2 pseudogenes are annotated in these 20014 nt (G+C 75.2%); both read right to left on the bottom strand.

Annotated features, from left to right (window positions below):
* Positions 1–175: 175 nt before the first annotated feature.
* A pseudogene (locus WMF20_RS46495) lies at positions 176–9613 on the bottom strand (type I polyketide synthase); the annotation flags it as partial.
* Positions 9576–19979 (bottom strand): annotated as a pseudogene (locus tag WMF20_RS46490) (type I polyketide synthase); the annotation flags it as partial. The pseudogenes WMF20_RS46495 and WMF20_RS46490, both read right to left, overlap by 38 nt.
* Between the last annotated feature and the right edge of the window lie 35 nt (positions 19980–20014).

Here is a 20014-nt window from a genome sequence, read left to right as displayed (position 1 = left end):
GGAAAACGAGCTTGCGAAAGAGCGCGGGGAGGTCGCGCGGCGCGTCGGCGTGGAGCGCGGCGAGGTCGAACGACGCCGGCACGAGCGCGGCGTCGGCGCGTCCGAGGGCGAGGTCGAAGAGCGCGAGGCCTTCGTCGGTCGCGAGCGCGCGGAGGCCACCGCGCGCCATGCGGCGGAGGTCGGCCCCGGTGAGGTGCCCCGTCAGGCCGGAGGCCTGCGCCCAGTACCCCCAGTCGAGGGCGACCGCTGCGAGGCCGTGCGCGCCGCGGTGGTGCGCGAGCGCGTCGAGGAAGCTGTTGGCTGCCGCGTAGTTTCCTTGCCCCGGGGCGCCGACGACGCCCGCGACCGACGAGAACATGACGAACGCCGTGAGGTCGAGCGCGCGCGTGACGTCGTGCAAGTGGAGCGCGGCGTCGACCTTCGCGCGCAAGACGGCGTGGAGGCGCTCGGCGGTCATCGACCTGAGGAGGCCGTCGTCGAGGACGCCCGCGGCGTGGACGACCGCCGTGAGCGGGTGCTCGCGGTCGATGGAGGCGACGAGGCGCGCGAGCGCGTCGCGGTCGGCGGCGTCGCACGCGGCGATCGTCACCGAGGCGCCGGCGGCCTCGAGGTCGCGCTGCAGCGCCGCGGAGCCGTCGGCCGCCGAGCCGCGTCGCGATGTGAGGACGAGGTGCCGCACGCCGTGGCGTTCGACGAGGTGGCGCGCGATCGCGCCGCCGAGCGTCCCGGTGCCGCCCGTGACGAGGACCGTGCCGCCTTCGGGCAGCGGGCGCGCCGCGCGCGCCGTGTCTTGCGCCACCCGCGCGAGGCGCGGCGCGAGGCAGCGCCCGTCGCGGAGCGCGAGCGCGGGCTCGAGCGAGGTGCGCGCGGTCGCGATGGCGCCCGCGAGCGCGCGGCGCGACGCGCCCGTGCCGTCGACGTCGAGGAGGAGGATCGCGCGGTCGGAGTGCTCGGCCTGCGCCGAGCGTACGAGCCCCGAGAGCGCCGCGTGCGCGAGGTCCTCGATGTCTTCGCCGGGGCACGTCGCGACCGCGCGCCGCGTGAGCGCGACGAGGGCGCACGACGCGAAGCGCTCGTCGGCGAGCCATGCCTTGAAGAGCGCGAGCGCGCGCGCCGTGGCGTCATGCACGGCAGAGGCCGCGGCCATGGAGGAAACGTGCATCGTTTCCCTGGTTTCATCGGGGGAGACGAACGAAACGACGGCGACGTCGGGCGGCGTCGCGCCGCCCGCGACCGCGTCGGTCATCGCCGCGAGGTCGCCGTAGGCGACCACGGCCTCGGCGGCGCCAGCATCGAAGGGCGTCGCTGGATCGCCGCCGACGAACGCGACGCGGCCGAGCGCCTCGGCCCGCGACGGGACGGGGAGCTCCACCCATTCGACGCGGAAGAGCGCGTCGTGCGCAGGCTTCGCGCCGTCGCCGTCGCGCGCCGAGGCGCGCGGGCCGAGGGACGCGGGGGCGTCGAGCCAGAAGCGGTCGCGCTGGAAGGCGTAGGTGGGAAGGGGGACGCGGCGAGGGGCGAAGGGGGCGAAGAGGGCGCGCCAGTCGAGGGTGAGCCCGCGGGTGTACAGAGCGCCGAGGGCGGCGGCGAAGGCGTCGTCGTCGGCGCGCTCGGCGCGGAGGGCGGGCACGAAGGCGGCGCCCTCGGGGGGCGGTCGGTCCTCCTGGAGCGCGGCGCTCCCGAGGGCGCAGAGCACGCCGTGCGGGCCGAGCTCGAGGAAGGTGGACACGCCGTCGGCGCGCAGCGCTTGCACGCCGTCGGCGAAGCGAACGGCACCACGGACGTGGCGGACCCAGTAGTCGGGGGAGGTCAGCTCGCCTTCTTCGGCACGAGCGCCCGTGACGTTGGAGACGATGGGGATGCGCGGCGGATGGAACGTGAGCCCCTCGGCCACGCGCCGGAACGCCGCGAGCAGCGGGTCCATGTGATGCGAGTGGAACGCGTGGCTGACGCGCAGCCGCGAGGTCTTTCTCCCCCGCGCCTGGAACGACGCGGCCACCGCGAGCACGGCGTCCTCGTCGCCGGAGACCACCACGGAGGCCGGGCCGTTGACCGCGGCGATGCCCACGCCCGCGGGCTGGGCGGACAGCGCCTCGAGCACCTCGCGTTCGCTGGCGTGCAGGGCGACCATGGCCGCCTCGCGCGGCGGCAACGCATGCATCAGCCGCGCGCGCGCGGCCACCAGCGTGCAGGCGTCCTCGAGCGAGAGCACGCCGGCAACGTGGGCGGCCACGAGCTCGCCGATCGAGTGCCCGAGCAGCGCGTCTGGCCGCACGCCGCACGCTTCCACGAGGCGAAAGAGGGCGACCTCGAGGGCGAACAGGGCCGGCTGGGTGAACAGCGTGTCGTCGAGCAGAGCGGCGAGCTCGGAGCCACCGGGGGCGAACAGCACGTCGAGGAGCGGGCGATCGAGCTCGCGATCGAAGTGGCTCGCGACGGCATCCAGCGCGTCGCGGAAGGCGGGGAACGCGTCGTAGAGGCCGCGTCCCATCGCCGGTCGCTGGCTGCCCTGCCCGGTGAAGAGCAAGGCGAGCCTGGTGGGGGCTCTCCGCGCGACCGAGGCCGGCGCGTCGGTCGCGCCGCGCGCGAAGGCGTCGAGGGCGGGCAGCAGGGCGTCGCGGTCGCGCGCCACGAAGGCGGCGCGGTGGTCGAAGTGGGCACGCGTGGTGGCGAGCGAGGCGGCCACGTCGACCAGCGAGGCGCCCGGGTCGCCGGCGAGGTGGGCGTGCAGGCGAGCGGCCTGCGCGCGCAGCGCGTCCTCGGTCTTCGCGGACAGGAGCACCGGCAGCGCCTGGTCGCGCCCGCTCGGCGCCGGGCTCGCCTCGTCCCGGTCGGGGCGCGGCGCCTCTTCGACGATCACGTGCGCGTTGGTGCCGGAGAGGCCGAACGACGAGACCGCCGCGCGGCGCACCCGTCCGTTCCTCGTCCACGGAACCGCGTCCGCGAGCAGCCGCAGGCCGCCCGCGGCCCAATCGACGTGTGGCGACGGAGCGTGGGCGTGCAGCGTCCTGGGCAGCAGCCCGTTTCGCAGGGCGAGGACGGTCTTGATGATCCCGCCGACGCCCGCGGCGGCCTGCGTGTGCCCGAGGTTGGACTTGAGGCTGCCGAGCCACAGCGGTCGCTCGGCAGGGCGGCCGAGCCCGTAGGTGGCCAGCAGCGCGTTCGCCTCGATCGGATCGCCGAGGGGCGTGCCGGTGCCGTGGGCTTCCACCGCGTCGATGTCGTGCGTCTCCAGGCGCGCGGCGGCGAGCGCCTGGCGAATGACCCGCTCCTGCGCGGGCCCGTTGGGCGCGGTGAGGCCTTGGCTCTTGCCGTCCTGGTTGACCGCCGAGCCGCGGATGACGGCGAGGATCGGGTGGCCGTTGCGCTGCGCGTCGGACAGGCGCTCGAGCAGGACCATGCCCGCGCCTTCCGACCAGCCGGCGCCGTTGGCGTCGGCGGAGAAGGACTTGCAGCGACCGTCCGGCGCTCCCGCTCCCAGGAAGGCGAGCCCGTCGAACGCGCCGCGCGACGCCATCACCGTGACGCCGCCGGCGAGGGCGAGGGCGCACTCGCCGCTTCGCAAGGCCTGGCACGCGAGGTGGAGCGCGACGAGCGACGAGCTGCATGCCGTGTCGACCGTGAGCGTGGGGCCTTGCAAGCCGAGCGTGTAGGCGATCCGCCCGGACGCGATGCTCGCCGAGCTGCAGAGGCCGACGTAGCCTTCGCGGTCGTCCCCCACGAGGACGCGCGCGGAGTAGTTGTTGTACATGACGCCGACGAAGACGCCGGTCGGCGAGCCTTGGAGCGACGCCGGCTCGATCGCCGCACGCTCGATCGCCTCCCACGCGACCTCGAGCAAGATCCGCTGCTGCGGGTCCATGTCGAGCGCCTCGCGCGGGCTGATCGAGAAGAAGCCCGGATCGAACCTGTCGGCGTCGAGGAGGAAGCCGCCTTCGCGCGCGGGGCTCGCCGCGGAGGGAGCGATCGGGGCGCGCGCGTCGAGGTCCCAGCCCCGGTTCGTCGGAAAGCCCGAGATCGCGTCGCGTCCGGCTTCGAGGAGCTGCCAGAGCTCTTCGGGGGTGCGGACGCCGCCGGGGTAGCGGCAGCTCATCGCGACGATCGCGATGGCGTCGTCGTTACCCCGCGCGGCCGCCGGAGCGGGCGCCGCGGGGAGGGCGGCGTCGTGGCCGAAGAGCGTGCCCGCGAGGAAGCGCGCGAGCGCGGAGGCCGTCGGGTGATCGAAGATCAGCGTCGCGGGGAGGCGCACGCCGGCGAGGGCCGCGAGCCGGTTTCGCAGCTCCACGGCGACGAGCGAGTCGAGCCCGAGCTCCTGGAGCGGGCGGCTCGTGTCGAGCGCGCTCGCGGCGAGGCCGAGCGCGGACGCGACCTCGGCCCGAACGACGTCAGAGAGGGCGCGCTCGCGTTCGGGCGCGGCGAGCCCCGCGAGCCTGTCGGTCAGCGTCGATGCGCGCGCGTCGGGCCTCTCGGAGCGGGCGAGGGCGCGCTTCGCCTCGGGCAAGTCGCGGAGGAGCGGGCGCGGGCGCGCGGACGCGAACGACGGCGCGAAACGCGCCCAGTCGACGTCCGCGACGGTGACGTTCGCGTCGTCGTGACGAAGCGCGCGCGCGAGCGCGGCGAGGGCGCGCGCTGGCGCCATCGGCGCGATCCCTCGGCGGCGCAAGTGCCGCGCGGTGGCCGCGTCGCTCGCGACCATGCCGCCTCCGGCCCAGGCGCCCCAGGCGATCGACGTCGCCGTGAGTCCGCGCGCTCGGCGGCTCTCCGCGAGCGCGTCGAGGAACGCGTTCGCCGCGGCGTACGCGCCCTGGCGCGCGCCGCCCCACACCCCCGCGCCGGACGCGAAGAGGACGAACGCATCGAGCGCGCGGTCCCCGAGCAGCTCGTCGAGGTGCCGCGCGCCCTGGACCTTCCCGCGGATCGCGGCGGACAGGTCGCCGACGCCGGTCGCGGCGAGGGGCGCCTCGGGCATCGCACCGCCGGCGTGGAAGACGGCGCGGATCGGCGCCTCGCCTTCGTCGAGCCGCGCCACGAGCGACGCGAGGGCCGCGCGATCGGCAACATCACACGCGGTGATCGTGACGCGCGCGCCGAGCGCCGTGAGCTCGGCGGCGAGCGTGTCGGCGCCCGGGGCGTCGGGCCCGCGGCGGCTCGTGAGCACGATGGAATCGGCGCCGCTCTTCGCGAGCCATCGCGCGACATGCGCGCCGAGGGCGCCCGTGCCGCCGGTGACGAGCGCCGTGCCGCGCGGCGCGAGCGCGCGCGCCTCGGCGGCCTCGCTCCGCGGGGCACGGACGAGCCTCCGCGCGTAGAGCCCCGACGGACGTACGGCGAGCTGATCCTCGTCGTCGCGCGTCGCGAGCGCCGCGAGGACGCGATCGAGCGCGTCCGCCGGATCCAGCGCGTCTTTCCCTAGATCGATGAGCCCGCCCCAGCGCGCTGGGTGCTCGAGCGCGACGACGCGCCCGAGGCCCCACGTCATCGCCTGCGCGGGGCTCGCGATTGGATCGGTCGCGCTTGTCGAGACGGCGCCCTCGGTGAAGAGCCACAGCGGCGCATCGCCCGCGACGTCGCCGAGCGCTTGCACGAGGGCGAGCGTGACCGCGAGCCCTCGCGGGATCGCGGCGTCCGCGGCGAGCGGCGTCTCGTCGAGGGACGCGAACGAGAGCACGCCGCGAAGCGCCTCGCGGCCGGCGAGCGCGCCGCGCATGCGCGCGTCTAGGTGATCGCGCGTCGCGTCGCCGTCGCCGACGGCGAGCTCGACGATCTCCGCGCCGCGCGCCGAGAGCGCGCGACCGACGGCGCGCGCGAGCCGCGGGCTTTCGCCGTGCTCGGGCGCGACGACCAGCCACGCCCCGCGGAGATCGCGCGCCGCCGCGAGCTCGGACGGAGCGATAGATTTCCACGCGACGCGGTAGCGCAGGCGATCGACGTCCTCGTCGCCGTGGATCTGCTTCTCGGAGGCGGGCCGCCCGTGCAGGCCCTCGATCGTCGCGACCGGCTCGCCGGCCGCGTCGGCGAGCGTGAGCGCGAGCCCGCGCCTGTCGCGCGTCGCGCCGAAATGCACGCGCAGCGTCGCGACCCCGCGCCGCACGAGGGACACGCCGGTCCACGAGAACGGCAGCGTGACGTCGCCCGTGTCGTCGGCGCGCTTTCGGAGGAGCGCGTGGAACGCGGCGTCGAGGAGCGCCGGGTGGAGCTCGAAACGCGCCGCGTCGAGGGCGATCTCGGCCGGGAGCCTGACCTCGGCGAAGACGTCATCGCCGCGCGTATAGACGGCGCGCAGGCCTCGGAAGGCGTCCCCGTAAGCGAGGCCCGCGTCGGCGAGGCGCGCGTAGAGCCCGTCGATGGATTGCGGCGCGGCGCCGGGCGGGGGCCACGCGCGGAGGTCGCTCGCGGAGGCGTCGAGGTCGCGGAGCGGCGCGAGCAGCCCGGTGGCGTGCCGCGTCCACGGGGCGCCCTCGTCGGCCTCGGGACGTGCATGGACGGCGATTGCGCGGACGCCGCGCGCGTCGGGAGGCGCGACGTGGAGCTGGAGGAGCAGCCCGCCGCCGGCGAGGGCGAGCGGGGCTTCGAGGGTGAGCTCGTCGACGCGCGCGAGTCCGAGGTGGCGCGCAGCGGCGAGGGCGAGATCGAGGAACGCGGTCGCCGGCAGGATGGGGGCGCCGAAGACGGAGTGGCCTTCGAGCCATGGGTGTTCGGTGAGGGAGATGCGCCCCGTGAAGAGGACGGCGTCTTCGCCCGCGACCGGAGTGACGGCGGCGAGAAGCGGGTGGCCTGCGGGGGCGAGCCCCGCAGAGGCGACGTCGGCGGTGAGGGACGCGGGGGCGTCGAGCCAGAAGCGGTCGCGCTGGAAGGCGTAGGTGGGAAGGGGGACGCGGCGAGGGGCGAAGGGGGCGAAGAGGGCGCGCCAGTCGAGGGTGAGCCCGCGGGTGTACAGAGCGCCGAGGGCGGCGGCGAAGGCGTCGTCGTCGGCGCGCTCGGCGCGGAGGGCGGGCACGAAGGCGGCGCCCTCGGGGGGCGGTCGGTCCTCCTGGAGCGCGGCGCTCCCGAGGGCGCAGAGCACGCCGTGCGGGCCGAGCTCGAGGAAGGTGGACACGCCGTCGGCGCGCAGCGCTTGCACGCCGTCGGCGAAGCGAACGGCACCACGGACGTGGCGGACCCAGTAGTCGGGGGAGGTCAGCTCGCCTTCTTCGGCACGAGCGCCCGTGACGTTGGAGACGATGGGGATGCGCGGCGGATGGAACGTGAGCCCCTCGGCCACGCGCCGGAACGCCGCGAGCAGCGGGTCCATGTGATGCGAGTGGAACGCGTGGCTGACGCGCAGCCGCGAGGTCTTTCTCCCCCGCGCCTGGAACGACGCGGCCACCGCGAGCACGGCGTCCTCGTCGCCGGAGACCACCACGGAGGCCGGGCCGTTGACCGCGGCGATGCCCACGCCCGCGGGCTGGGCGGACAGCGCCTCGAGCACCTCGCGTTCGCTGGCGTTGAGGGCGACCATCGCGGCGTCGCGCGGCGGCAACGCGTGCATCAGCCGCGCGCGCGCGGCCACCAGCGTGCAGGCGTCCTCGAGCGAGAGCACGCCGGCAACGTGGGCGGCCACGAGCTCGCCGATCGAGTGCCCGAGCAGCGCGTCTGGCCGCACGCCGCACGCTTCCACGAGGCGAAAGAGGGCGACCTCGAGGGCGAACAGGGCCGGCTGGGTGAACAGCGTGTCGTCGAGCAGAGCGGCGAGCTCGGAGCCACCGGGGGCGAACAGCACGTCGCGCACCGGGCGCCCGAGGTGGCGATCCAGATGGCTGCAAGCTGCATCCAGCGCGTCGCGGAAGGCGGGGAACGCGTCGTACAGGCCGCGCCCCATCGCCGGTCGCTGGCTGCCCTGCCCGGTGAAGAGCACGGCGAGCCTGGTGGGGGCTCTCCGCGCGACCGCGGCCGGCGCGTCGATCGCGCCGCGCGCGAAGGCGTCGAGGGCGGGCAGCAGGGCGTCGCGGTCGCGCGCCACGAAGGCGGCGCGGTGGTCGAAGTGGGCACGCGTGGTGGCGAGCGAGGCGGCCACGTCAACCAGCGAGGCGCCCGGGTCGCCGGCGAGGTGGGCGTGCAGGCGAGCGGCCTGCGCGCGCAGCGCGTCCTCGGTCTTCGCGGACAGGAGCACCGGCAGCGCCTGGTCGCGCCCGCTCGGCGCCGGGCTCGCCTCGTCCCGGTCGGGGCGCGGCGCCTCTTCGACGATCACGTGCGCGTTGGTGCCGGAGAGGCCGAACGACGAGACCGCCGCGCGGCGCACCCGTCCGTTCCTCGTCCACGGAACCGCGTCCGCGAGCAGCCGCAGGCCGCCCGCGGCCCAATCGACGTGTGGCGACGGAGCGTGGGCGTGCAGCGTCCTGGGCAGCAGCCCGTTTCGCAGGGCGAGGACGGTCTTGATGATCCCGCCGACGCCCGCGGCGGCCTGCGTGTGCCCGAGGTTGGACTTGAGGCTGCCGAGCCACAGCGGTCGCTCGGCAGGGCGGCCGAGCCCGTAGGTGGCCAGCAGCGCGTTCGCCTCGATCGGATCGCCGAGGGGCGTGCCGGTGCCGTGGGCTTCCACCGCGTCGATGTCGTGCGTCTCCAGGCGCGCGGCGGCGAGCGCCTGGCGAATGACCCGCTCCTGCGCGGGCCCGTTGGGCGCGGTGAGGCCTTGGCTCTTGCCGTCCTGGTTGACCGCCGAGCCGCGGATGACGGCGAGGATCGGGTGGCCGTTGCGCTGCGCGTCGGACAGGCGCTCGAGCAGGACCATGCCCGCGCCCTCGGACCAGCCGGCGCCGTTGGCGTCGGCGGAGAAGGACTTGCAGCGACCGTCGGGAGAGCCGGCGAAGGACAGCGCGTCGAACGCCTCGCGCGTGGCCATCACCGTGACGCCACCGGCGAGGGCGAGGGCGCACTCGCCGCCTCGCAACGCCTGGCACGCGAGATGAACGGCGACGAGCGACGAGCTGCACGCCGTGTCGACCGTGACCGTGGGCCCGTGGAAGCCGAAGGTGTACGCGATCCTGCCCGACGCGACGCTCGCGGAGCTCGCGAAGCTCGCGTACCCCTCGACGTCCGCGTCGGGCTCGAAGAGGCGCGTCGCGTAGTTGTTGTACATGACGCCGACGAAGACGCCGGTCTGCGAGCCCTGGAGCGACGCGGGGTCGATCTCCGCCCGCTCGATCGCTTCCCACGTCGCCTCGAGCAAGAGCCGCTGCTGCGGATCCATCTCGAGCGAATCCCGCGGGCTGATCCCGAAGAACGCGGGATCGAAGGCGCCTGCGTCCGCGAGGAAGCCGCCTTCGCGCGCGCGAACTCGCCCGTCGCTGGCGTCGCGATCCACGCGCGGCTCGACGTTCCAGCCGCGGTCCTCGGGGAAGCCGGAGACGGCGTCGCGTCCGGCTTCGAGGAGCTGCCAGAGATCCTCGGGCGAGCGCACGCCGCCGGGGAAGCGGCAGCTCATCGCCACGATCGCGATCGGCTCGCGCGACGCGCGAACGAGCTCCCTGTTGCGCTGTTTGAGGCGCTCAACGTCGGTCAGCGACGCGCGCAGCGCCTCGACGAGCTCCTGGTTCGAGCTACTCATCGAGATCCTCGTCGTGGCCGCCCGCGACACGAGGCGCCTTCGCCTTGTCGAGGGCCATCCGGACCAAGTCGTTCACATCCATCGACGCGATCGCGTCGATCGCCGCCGCCGTCGTGGCTTCGGGCTTCGTTTCTGCGTCCGCGGAGGCCGCGTCGCGCGGGCGGGCGATGCGCATGAGCGCGCTCACCAGCCCGGCCTCGCGGAGCCGGTCGAGCGGGATCGACGCGATCGCGTCGCGGAGCTCGGCGTCGCTCGCGGGCGCGGGGGAGCCGTCGCTCGCGGGCGCGGGGGAGCCGGCGCTCGGGAGATCGATCATCTTCGAGAGCACGTGATCGGTGAGGGCGCCGACCGTGGGGTGATTGAAGAGGAGCGTCGCGCTCAGCCTGAGCCCTGTGGCGGCCGCGAGCCTGTTTCTGAGCTCGATGGCCATGAGGGAGTCGAGGCCGAGCTCCTGGAGAGGTCGTCCGGGCTCGATGTCGAGGGGAGAGGCGACGCCGAGGACGGTCGCGACGTCGGCCCGCACGACGTCGAGGAGCATCCGGTGGCGCTCCGGGGGGGCGAGCGAGGCGAGCCGGAGCTTCAGCGCGGAGGCGTCGCCGGCGCCGCTCGCGCGCTGCGCGCGGGCGCGGGGGCCGGTGACGAGGCCTCGGAGCAGCGCGGAGAGCGCGTCGCCGCTCTTCCGGAGCGCGTCGGCGTCGAACGCTGCGGGCACCAGGCACGGCGCGTCCTGGGCGAGCGCCAGGTCGAACAGCGCCAGCGCTTCGTCCGAGGCGAGGGGCTTGAGGCCGCCGCGCGCGATACGACGGAGGTCGGCCTGCTCCAGGTGCTTCGTGAGCCCGGAGGTCTGTGCCCAGTACCCCCAGTCGAGCGCGACCGCGGGCAGACCGCGCGCGGCCCGCCGGTGGGCGAGCGCGTCAAGGAAGGCGTTGGCGGCGGCGTAGTTGGACTGGGCGGGGCTCCCGAGCACCCCGGAGAGCGACGAGAACAGGACGAAGGCGCGCAGCGGGCTGTGGCGCGTCTGCTCGTCGAGGTTGACGGCCGCGTCGACCTTGGCCCGGAGCACGGCGCTCAGGCGCGCCGGCGTCATCGAGGAGAGCACGCCGTCGTCGAGTGTGCCTGCGGCGTGCACGACGGCGGTCAGCGGCCTGTCATGCGGGATGGCGAGCAGCACCCGCTCGAGGGCGACGCGATCGGCAGCGTCCGCGGCGGCGAGGACGACGGAGGCGCCGCGCGCCTGGAGCTCCGCGGCGAGGTCGGATGCGCCGGGAGCTTCCGCGCCCCGGCGCGAGAGCAGCACCAGGTGCTTGACGCCGTGGCGGTCGACGAGGCGACGCGCGACCAGAGCGCCGAGGGTGCCGGTGCCTCCGGTGACGAGCACGGTGCCTTCCGGATCGAGCGCGCGCGGCGTGGCGCTCGTGCTGGTGGCGGCGCTCGGGGTCGCGGGAGTCGCGGCGCTGGAGGTCGCGGGGGTGGGTGCGGCGACGCGGGCGAGGCGCGGAGCGAGGCGGCGTCCGTCGCGCAGCGCGAGCTGCGGCTCCGCGTCGTCGAGCGCGCCTCCGACCGCGTAGGGCAAGGCGCGTCGCGAGGCGTCGGAGCCGTCGAGGTCGACGAGCAAGATGGCGCGGTCGCGGTTTTCAGCCTGCGCGGAGCGGACGAGCCCCCACAGCGCAGCGGACGCGAGGTCGAGCACATCCTCGCCGGCGCAGGTTGCGACCGCGCGCTGGGTGAGCAGCACGAGCGTCGAGGAGGCCAGGCGCTCGTCCGCCAGCCAGGCGTTGAGCAAGGCGAGGGCGCGGGCGGCGGCGGTGTGGACCGAGGAAATGAGGTCGGTGTCGGAGGGACCGAGCGCGACCGCGAGGCAGACGGCGACCGTGGCTGGGCACGACGCGCCGCGGCCCAGGGCATCGCGCAAGGCGTCGACGTCGGCGTAGGTATCGACGGGGATGCCGCCGGTCGCGACGCCGAGGGAGTCCTCTCCGAGCAGAGCCCACCTGCCGCGGGGCGAGCGCGAGGTGGTGGGCTGCTCGGGCCAGGTCAGGGCGTAGAGGTTGCGGGCGGGCAGCTCGGGGAGGAACTTGTCGGCGGGGGCTCTACGGAACGCGAGGCCGTCGATCGTGGCGATGGGGGTACCCTCGCGCGACGCTCCTTCACTCGACGCCTCTTCACGTGACCAGAGCGTGATGTCGCCGCCGTAGCCGTCGGCGTCGCGCGTGCCGGCGTCGCGGAGCACGAACTCGGCCCAGCAGGGCGTCTCGGCGCGTCCGTACCAGACGAGGCGCTCGATCGAGAAAGGCAGCGGCGGGGCCTTGCTCGCGGTGCCTTCGGCCTCGCGCGCGCGCGCGGCCTCCTCCGGCGGGCTCGTCGCGCTCACGACGGCGAACGCGTTGTCCATGAGCCCGCCGGGGAGCGGCGCGTCGTCCGTGGGAACGCCGGCGGGTGCCTCGAGGTAGCCGAGCCCCGTGCGCGCGCGCACGTGCGTCGCGTGGCGCAGCCAGCGCCACTGCGGGCCCCAGCCGATCTGGAACGACTCGAACGACTCGATCAGGTGCCCGACGACCCCCGGGTCGCCGCTCCGCGACAGCGCCTCGGGTGGCACGCGCCGCGCGAGCGCGCTCGGGGCAACCGGGGCGAGCGACGCCGTCGCGTGCGTCGTCCACACGTCGGCCGCGCGCGTCGAGAGCGTCGCCGTGAAGCCCGCGCCCTCGCTCCGCGACGGCGTGAGGTGGACGTGGACGGCGACGACGTCCGATGCATGCTGGAAGCTGAGCGCGCGGACGAACTCGACATCGCGCAGCTCGAGGGGGCTATCGGGCCAGTGCGACTCGGCGACCGCGAGGAAGATCGCCACGTAGAACGCGCCCGGGACGACGATGCGCCCGTAAACGGAGTGATCGGCGAGGTAGGGCTGCGCGCCGGGACCGATGTCGAGCGTGTGGACAGCAGAGCCGTCCGGCAGATCCAGCCGCGTGCCGGCGAGGGGGTAGCGGCCGGCGCTGTCGGCGGCGGCCACGCGCGAGCTCTTCGCCTTGGGCATGTCGAGCCAGAAGCGCTCGCGCTGGAAGGCGTAGGTGGGCAGGGCGACGCGGCCCGCGTTGAACGGGGCGAAGAAGGCGTCCCAGTCGACGTGATGGCCACGGGCGTGGAGCGCGCCGAGCGCCGCGGTGAGGGTATCGACGTCGTCGCGGCCGTCGCGCAGGGCGGGCAGGAAGGCGACCGCCTCGCTCCCGAGCGTCTCGTGCCCGAGCGCGCAGAGCACCGCGTGGGGCCCGAGCTCCAGGAAGGTGGAAACCCCGTCGGCGCGGAGCGCCTCCAGTCCGTCCGCGAAGCGGACCGTGCCGCGTGCGTGGCGCACCCAGTAGTCGGCCGAGCAGAGGTCGTCGTTCGACGCCCGCGCGCCGGTGACGTTCGAGACGATCGGGATGCGCGGCGGCTGGAACCTCACCCCTTCGGCCACGCGGCGGAACGCTTCCAGCATCGGGTCGAGGTGGTGCGAATGAAACGCGTGGCTGACGCGCAGGCGCGAGGTCTTCCGGCCGAGGGCCTCGAAGCGGGCGGCCACCCCGAGCACGGCCTCTCGGTCCCCGGCCACCACGGTGGAGGACGGCGCGTTGACGGCCGCGATCGACGCGCGCCCGTCGAGCCCGTCGAGCGCGTCCAGGACCTCGCGCTCGCAGGCGTGGACGGCGACCATGGCGGCCTCGCGCCGCGGCAAGGCGTGCATCAGGCGCGCGCGCGCCGCGACGAGGGTGCAGGCGTCCTCCAGCGAGAGCACGCCCGCGACGTGAGCCGCCACCAGCTCGCCGATCGAGTGGCCCAGCAGGACGTGGGGGGTGACTCCCCAGGCCTCGACCAGGCGGAAGAGCGCGACCTCGAGGGCGAAGAGCGCGGTCTGCGTGTAGAGCGTCTCGTCGAGCAGCACGGCCAGGTCGGCGCCGCGCGGGGCGAAGACCACGTCGCGCAGGGGGTGTTCGAGCTCGCGATCGAGGTAGCTGCACGCCGCGTCGAAGGCGTCGCGGAAGACGGAAAACGCGCCGTACAGGCCCCGACCCATCGCGGCGCGCTGCCCGCCCTGGCCCGTGAAGAGGAGCGCCAGCTTGCCCCCGGCCACGGCGCGCCCGACGAGCACGCGTGGCGCGGAGCGCCCCTCTGCGACGGCCGCGAGCGCGTCGCGGAGCGCGTCGCGATCACCGGCCACGATGGCCGCGCGGTGCTCGAAGTGCGAGCGCGTCGTGGCGAGCGACGCGGCGATGTCGGCGAGCGCGGCGCCGGCGTGCACGTCGAGGTGCGCGCCGAGGCGTTCGGCTTGCGCGCGAAGAGCTGCCTCGGTCTTCGCCGAGAGGAGGACCGGTACGGGCCCTCCGTCGCGCGGCGCGGCGCCGTCCGCTCCCGTCGCGGTCGCGCAGGGCTTGGCCGCGCGCGCGAGCGGCGCCTCCTCGACGATGACGTGGGCGTTCGTGCCCGAGAGGCCGAACGCGGAGACTCCGGCGCGCCTCGGGGTTTCCTCGTCGCGCCGCCGCCACGGGCGCGTCGCGCCCACAACGGACACGGGGAGCGACGCCCAGTGGATGTGCGGGTTGAGAGGCGTCGTGCCGCGCGTCGCGGGGAGCGTCGCATGCTGCATCGCCGCGACGATCTTGGCGACGCCGGCGAGGCCGGAAGCGGCCTCGAGGTGGCCGATGTTGGTCTTCACGGCGCCGAGCAGGAGCGGCCGCTCGGGGGCGCGCCCCTCGCCGTACACGGCCGCGAGGGCCTGGACCTCGATCGGATCGCCCAGCGCCGTGCCGGTGCCGTGGCACTCGACGACGTCCACGTCGGCCGGCGCGAGGCCCGCGTCCCCGAGCGCTGCACGGAGCACCTTCTGCTGCGAGGTGCCGTTCGGCGCCGTGATGCCGCTCGACGCCCCGTCGTGGTTGACCGCCGTCCCGCGGACGACCGCAAGCACCCGGTGGCCTCTCGCCTCCGCGTCCCGCAGCCGCTCGAGCGCCAGCACCACCACGCCCTCGCCGCGCCCGTAGCCGTCGGCGTGCGCCGAGAACGTCTTCGACCGACCGTCGGCCGCGAGCGCCCGCGTGCGCGAGAGGAGGATGAACACGTCGGGCGAGGCCGTCACTTGCGACCCGGCGGCGAGCGCGAGGTCGCACTCCCCGCGCCTCAGCGACTGGCACGCGAGGTGGAGCGCGACGAGCGACGACGAGCAGGCCGTGTCGATCGCGAGCGCCGGCCCCTGGAGCCCCAGCGTGAACGCCAGGCGCCCCGCGGTGAACGAGAACGCGGTGCCCATCGCGGCGTACGCCTCGGCGTCGCTCGGCGTGCCCTGCAAGAAGGCGTAGTCGCTCGCGCCCGCGCCGACGAAGACGCCGGTGCTCGTGTCCTTGAGCGACGCGGGGACGATCCCGGCGTCCTCGAGGGCTTGCCACGCGGTCTCGAGCAAGAGGCGGTGCTGCGGGTCGATCTGCTTCGCCTCGCGCGGGCTGATGCCGAAGAACGCCGCGTCGAACAGATCGACCCTGTCGATCAGCGCCGCGTCGCGGACGTAGCTCTTCCCCTTCGCCTCGGGGTCGGGATCGTAAATTGCGTCGGCGTCCCAGCGCTCCTTCGGGATCGGTCCGACCGCGTCGCGGCCCTCCTCGAGCAGGCGGAAGAGCGCGTCCATGTCGCCGACGCCACCGGGTAGACGAAGACCGAGGCCGACGATCGCGATCGGCTCGTCGCTCGGAGAAGGCGCGCGCGCGGACGCGACCGCGCGAACGTCGTCGCGGCCAGCGCCATCGAGCGGGAGCGCGAGCGCGTCGCAGAGGTGCGCCGCCAGATCGTGCGGGCACGGGTGGTCGAACGTGACCGTCGCCGGCAGCGTGACGCCGGTGGCGCGCTGGAGGCGCACACGCAAGTCGACGGCCATCAGCGAGTCGAGGCCCGAGTCGAAGAAGCCGCGCCGAGGCTCGACGCGGGCGACATCGGTGTGCCCGAGGACGAGCGCCGTCTCCTTGACGACGAGCGCAACGAGGTGCCGGAGGCGGTCTCCCGCCGGAAGAGGCCGCAGCGTCGAGAGGAGCTCGGGCTCGCCGTCGCGGCCCTGCGCCGCCTCCGGCCGGGCGTCGAGCGCGCGCTTCGCCTCGCTCAGATCGTGGAGCAGCGGCCGCGAGCGCGCGGACGCGAGCGACGGCGCGAAGCGCGCCCAGTCGACGTCGGCGATCGTGACGTTCGTGTCGTCGTGATCGAGCGCGCGCGCGAGCGCGGCGATCGCGAGCTCCGGGGCCATCGGCGGGAGGCCTCGGCGGCGGAGGTGCTCCTCGGCGGCCGGGTCTTCGGCGAGCATCCCGCCGCCCGCCCACGCGCCCCAGGCGATCGAGGTCGCCGTGAGGCCGCGCGCGCGGCGGCTCTCTGCGAGCGCGTCGAGGAACGCGTTCGCCGCGGCGTATGCCCCTTGGTGCCCGCCGCCCCAGACGCCCGCGCCGGACGCGAAGAGCACGAACGCGTCGAGGGCGCGTTCACCGGTGAGCTCGTCGAGGTTCCGCGCGCCCGCGGCCTTACCTGCGATGGCGCGGGTGAGATCGTCGAGCGACGTCGCGTCGAGAGGCGTGCCCTGCGCGGCGCCGCCGGCGTGCACGACGGCGCGCAGCGGCGAGCCTTGCGCCTCGAGATCGCGGAGCAGGGCGCCGAACGCGTCGCGATCGGCGACGTCGCACGCCGCGATCGTGACACGCGCGCCGAGCGCCGTGAGCTCGGCCTGGAGCGCCTCGGCGCCGGGCGCGCTCCTTCCGCGCCGGCTCGTGAGCACGAGGTGCTCGGCCCCGCTCTTCGCGAGCCACCGCGCGACGTGCGCTCCGAGCGCGCCCGTCCCGCCCGTGACGAGCACGGTCCCCGCGGGGGCGAACGCGCGAGCCGGCGCGGCGTCGCCGATCTTCGCGCGGACGAGCCTCCGTGCGTAGAGACCCGCCGGGCGAAGGGCGAGCTGGTCCTCGCCGTCGCGCGTGGCGAGCGCTGCGACGAGGCGCTCGAGCGCCCTCGCGTCGAGCGCAGCAGCGGGATCGCCAGCCGCGAGGTCGATCGCGCCGCCCCATCGCGCGGGGTGCTCGAGCGCGACGACGCGCCCGAGGCCCCACGACATCGCCTGGACGGGGCTCGCGATCGGGTCGGAGCGACCGATCGACACGGCCCCCCGCGTGACGAGCCACAGCGGCGCGTCGATCGCGAGATCGCCGAGCGCTTGCACGAGCGCCAGCGTCGCGCCGAGCCCCGCCGGGACCGCCGGGTGCGCGGCGAGCGGGCGTTCGTCGAGCGCCGTCAGCGCGAGCACGCCGCGGATCGCAGGCGAGTCGGCGGACGCGGCACGCACGCGCGCGGCGAGCGCTTCGCGATCGACGCCCTCGAGGCCGGCGGCGATCTCGATCTCGACGACGGCGGCGCCTCGCGCTGAGAGGGCGCGCGCGAGCGGTCGCGCGACGTCGCTAGCGACGCCGGGGATCACGACGAGCCACGTGCCTTCGACGCTGGCGCCAGGCGCGATCGTGCACGGCCGCCACACGACGCGGTAGCGCCACGCGTCGAGCGTGGCCTGTGCGCGCCGCTCGCGGCGCCACGCCGCGAGCGTCGGGACCAGCGTGGCCCACGCTGCGCGATGATCCGCGTCGTCGACGCGAAGCTCGGCGGAGATCGCGTCGACGTCGCCGCGATCGATCGCGCGCCAGAGCGCCGTCTCCTCGGCCGCGCGGGGCTCGGCGGGCTGCGCGCTCGCCGCCTCGAGCCAGAAGCGGTCGCGCTGGAAGGCGTAGGTGGGAAGGGGGACGCGGCGAGGGGCGAAGGGGGCGAAGAGGGCGCGCCAGTCGAGGGTGAGCCCGCGGGTGTACAGAGCGCCGAGGGCGGCGGCGAAGGCGTCGTCGTCGGCGCGCTCGGCGCGGAGGGCGGGCACGAAGGCGGCGCCCTCGGGGGGCGGTCGGTCCTCCTGGAGCGCGGCGCTCCCGAGGGCGCAGAGCACGCCGTGCGGGCCGAGCTCGAGGAAGGTGGACACGCCGTCGGCGCGCAGCGCTTGCACGCCGTCGGCGAAGCGAACGGCACCACGGACGTGGCGGACCCAGTAGTCGGGGGAGGTCAGCTCGCCTTCTTCGGCACGAGCGCCCGTGACGTTGGAGACGATGGGGATGCGCGGCGGATGGAACGTGAGCCCCTCGGCCACGCGCCGGAACGCCGCGAGCAGCGGGTCCATGTGATGCGAGTGGAACGCGTGGCTGACGCGCAGCCGCGAGGTCTTTCTCCCCCGCGCCTGGAACGACGCGGCCACCGCGAGCACGGCGTCCTCGTCGCCGGAGACCACCACGGAGGCCGGGCCGTTGACCGCGGCGATGCCCACGCCCGCGGGCTGGGCGGACAGCGCCTCGAGCACCTCGCGTTCGCTGGCGTGCAGGGCGACCATGGCCGCCTCGCGCGGCGGCAACGCATGCATCAGCCGCGCGCGCGCGGCCACCAGCGTGCAGGCGTCCTCGAGCGAGAGCACGCCGGCAACGTGGGCGGCCACGAGCTCGCCGATCGAGTGCCCGAGCAGCGCGTCTGGCCGCACGCCGCACGCTTCCACGAGGCGAAAGAGGGCGACCTCGAGGGCGAACAGGGCCGGCTGGGTGAACAGCGTGTCGTCGAGCAGAGCGGCGAGCTCGGAGCCACCGGGGGCGAACAGCACGTCGAGGAGCGGGCGATCGAGCTCGCGATCGAAGTGGCTCGCGACGGCATCCAGCGCGTCGCGGAAGGCGGGGAACGCGTCGTAGAGGCCGCGTCCCATCGCCGGTCGCTGGCTGCCCTGCCCGGTGAAGAGCAAGGCGAGCCTGGTGGGGGCTCTCCGCGCGACCGAGGCCGGCGCGTCGGTCGCGCCGCGCGCGAAGGCGTCGAGGGCGGGCAGCAGGGCGTCGCGGTCGCGCGCCACGAAGGCGGCGCGGTGGTCGAAGTGGGCACGCGTGGTGGCGAGCGAGGCGGCCACGTCGACCAGCGAGGCGCCCGGGTCGCCGGCGAGGTGGGCGTGCAGGCGAGCGGCCTGCGCGCGCAGCGCGTCCTCGGTCTTCGCGGACAGGAGCACCGGCAGCGCCTGGTCGCGCCCGCTCGGCGCCGGGCTCGCCTCGTCCCGGTCGGGGCGCGGCGCCTCTTCGACGATCACGTGCGCGTTGGTGCCGGAGAGGCCGAACGACGAGACCGCCGCGCGGCGCACCCGTCCGTTCCTCGTCCACGGAACCGCGTCCGCGAGCAGCCGCAGGCCGCCCGCGGCCCAATCGACGTGTGGCGACGGAGCGTGGGCGTGCAGCGTCCTGGGCAGCAGCCCGTTTCGCAGGGCGAGGACGGTCTTGATGATCCCGCCGACGCCCGCGGCGGCCTGCGTGTGCCCGAGGTTGGACTTGAGGCTGCCGAGCCACAGCGGTCGCTCGGCAGGGCGGCCGAGCCCGTAGGTGGCCAGCAGCGCGTTCGCTTCGATCGGATCGCCGAGGGGCGTGCCCGTGCCGTGGGCTTCCACCGCGTCGATGTCGTGCGTCTCCAGGCGCGCGGCGGCGAGCGCCTGGCGAATGACCCGCTCCTGCGCGGGCCCGTTGGGTGCGGTGAGCCCCTGGCTCTTGCCGTCCTGGTTGACCGCCGAGCCGCGGATGACGGCGAGGATCGGGTGGCCGCTGCGCTGCGCGTCGGACAGGCGCTCGAGCAGGACCATGCCCGCGCCTTCCGACCAGCCGGCGCCGTTGGCGTCGGCGGAGAAGGACTTGCAGCGGCCGTCGGGAGAGCCGGCGAACGAGAGCGCGTCGAACGCCTCGCGCGTGGCCATGACGGTGACGCCGCCGGCGAGGGCGAGGGCGCACTCGCCGCCTCGCAACGCCTGGCACGCGAGATGAACGGCGACGAGCGACGAGCTGCACGCCGTGTCGACCGTGACCGTGGGCCCGTGGAAGCCGAAGGTGTACGCGATCCTGCCCGACGCGACGCTCGCGGAGCTCGCGAAGCTCACGTACCCCGACGCGTCGCCGTCGCCGCCAAGGTGATGGCTCGCGTAGTTGTTGTACATGACGCCGACGAAGACGCCGGTCTGCGAGCCCTGGAGCGACGCGGGGTCGATCTCCGCCCGCTCGATCGCCTCCCACGTCGTCTCGAGCAAGAGCCGCTGCTGCGGATCCATCTCGAGCGCCTCGCGCGGGCTCACCCCGAAGAACGCCGCGTCGAAGAGCTCCGCGCCTTCGAGGAAGCCCCCTTCGAGCGCGGGCGTTTTCCCCGTCACGTCGGCGCGCGGGTCGACACGCGGCTCGACGCTCCATCCGCGGCTCGCGGGGAAGCCGGAGACGGCGTCGCGTCCACCTTCGAGGAGCTGCCAGAGATCCTCGGGCGAGCGCGCGCCGCCGGGGAAGCGGCAGCTCATCGCCACGATCGCGATCGGCTCGTATGCCTTGCTCTCGGCCGCGTGCAGGCGCGTCT

The organism is Sorangium sp. So ce834, assembly GCF_051521425.1.
GTDB lineage: Bacteria > Myxococcota_A > Polyangia > Polyangiales > Polyangiaceae > Sorangium > Sorangium cellulosum_D.
The sequence above is the reverse complement of the archived record's forward strand: the minus strand, read 5'-3'. Positions and strand labels throughout refer to the sequence as shown.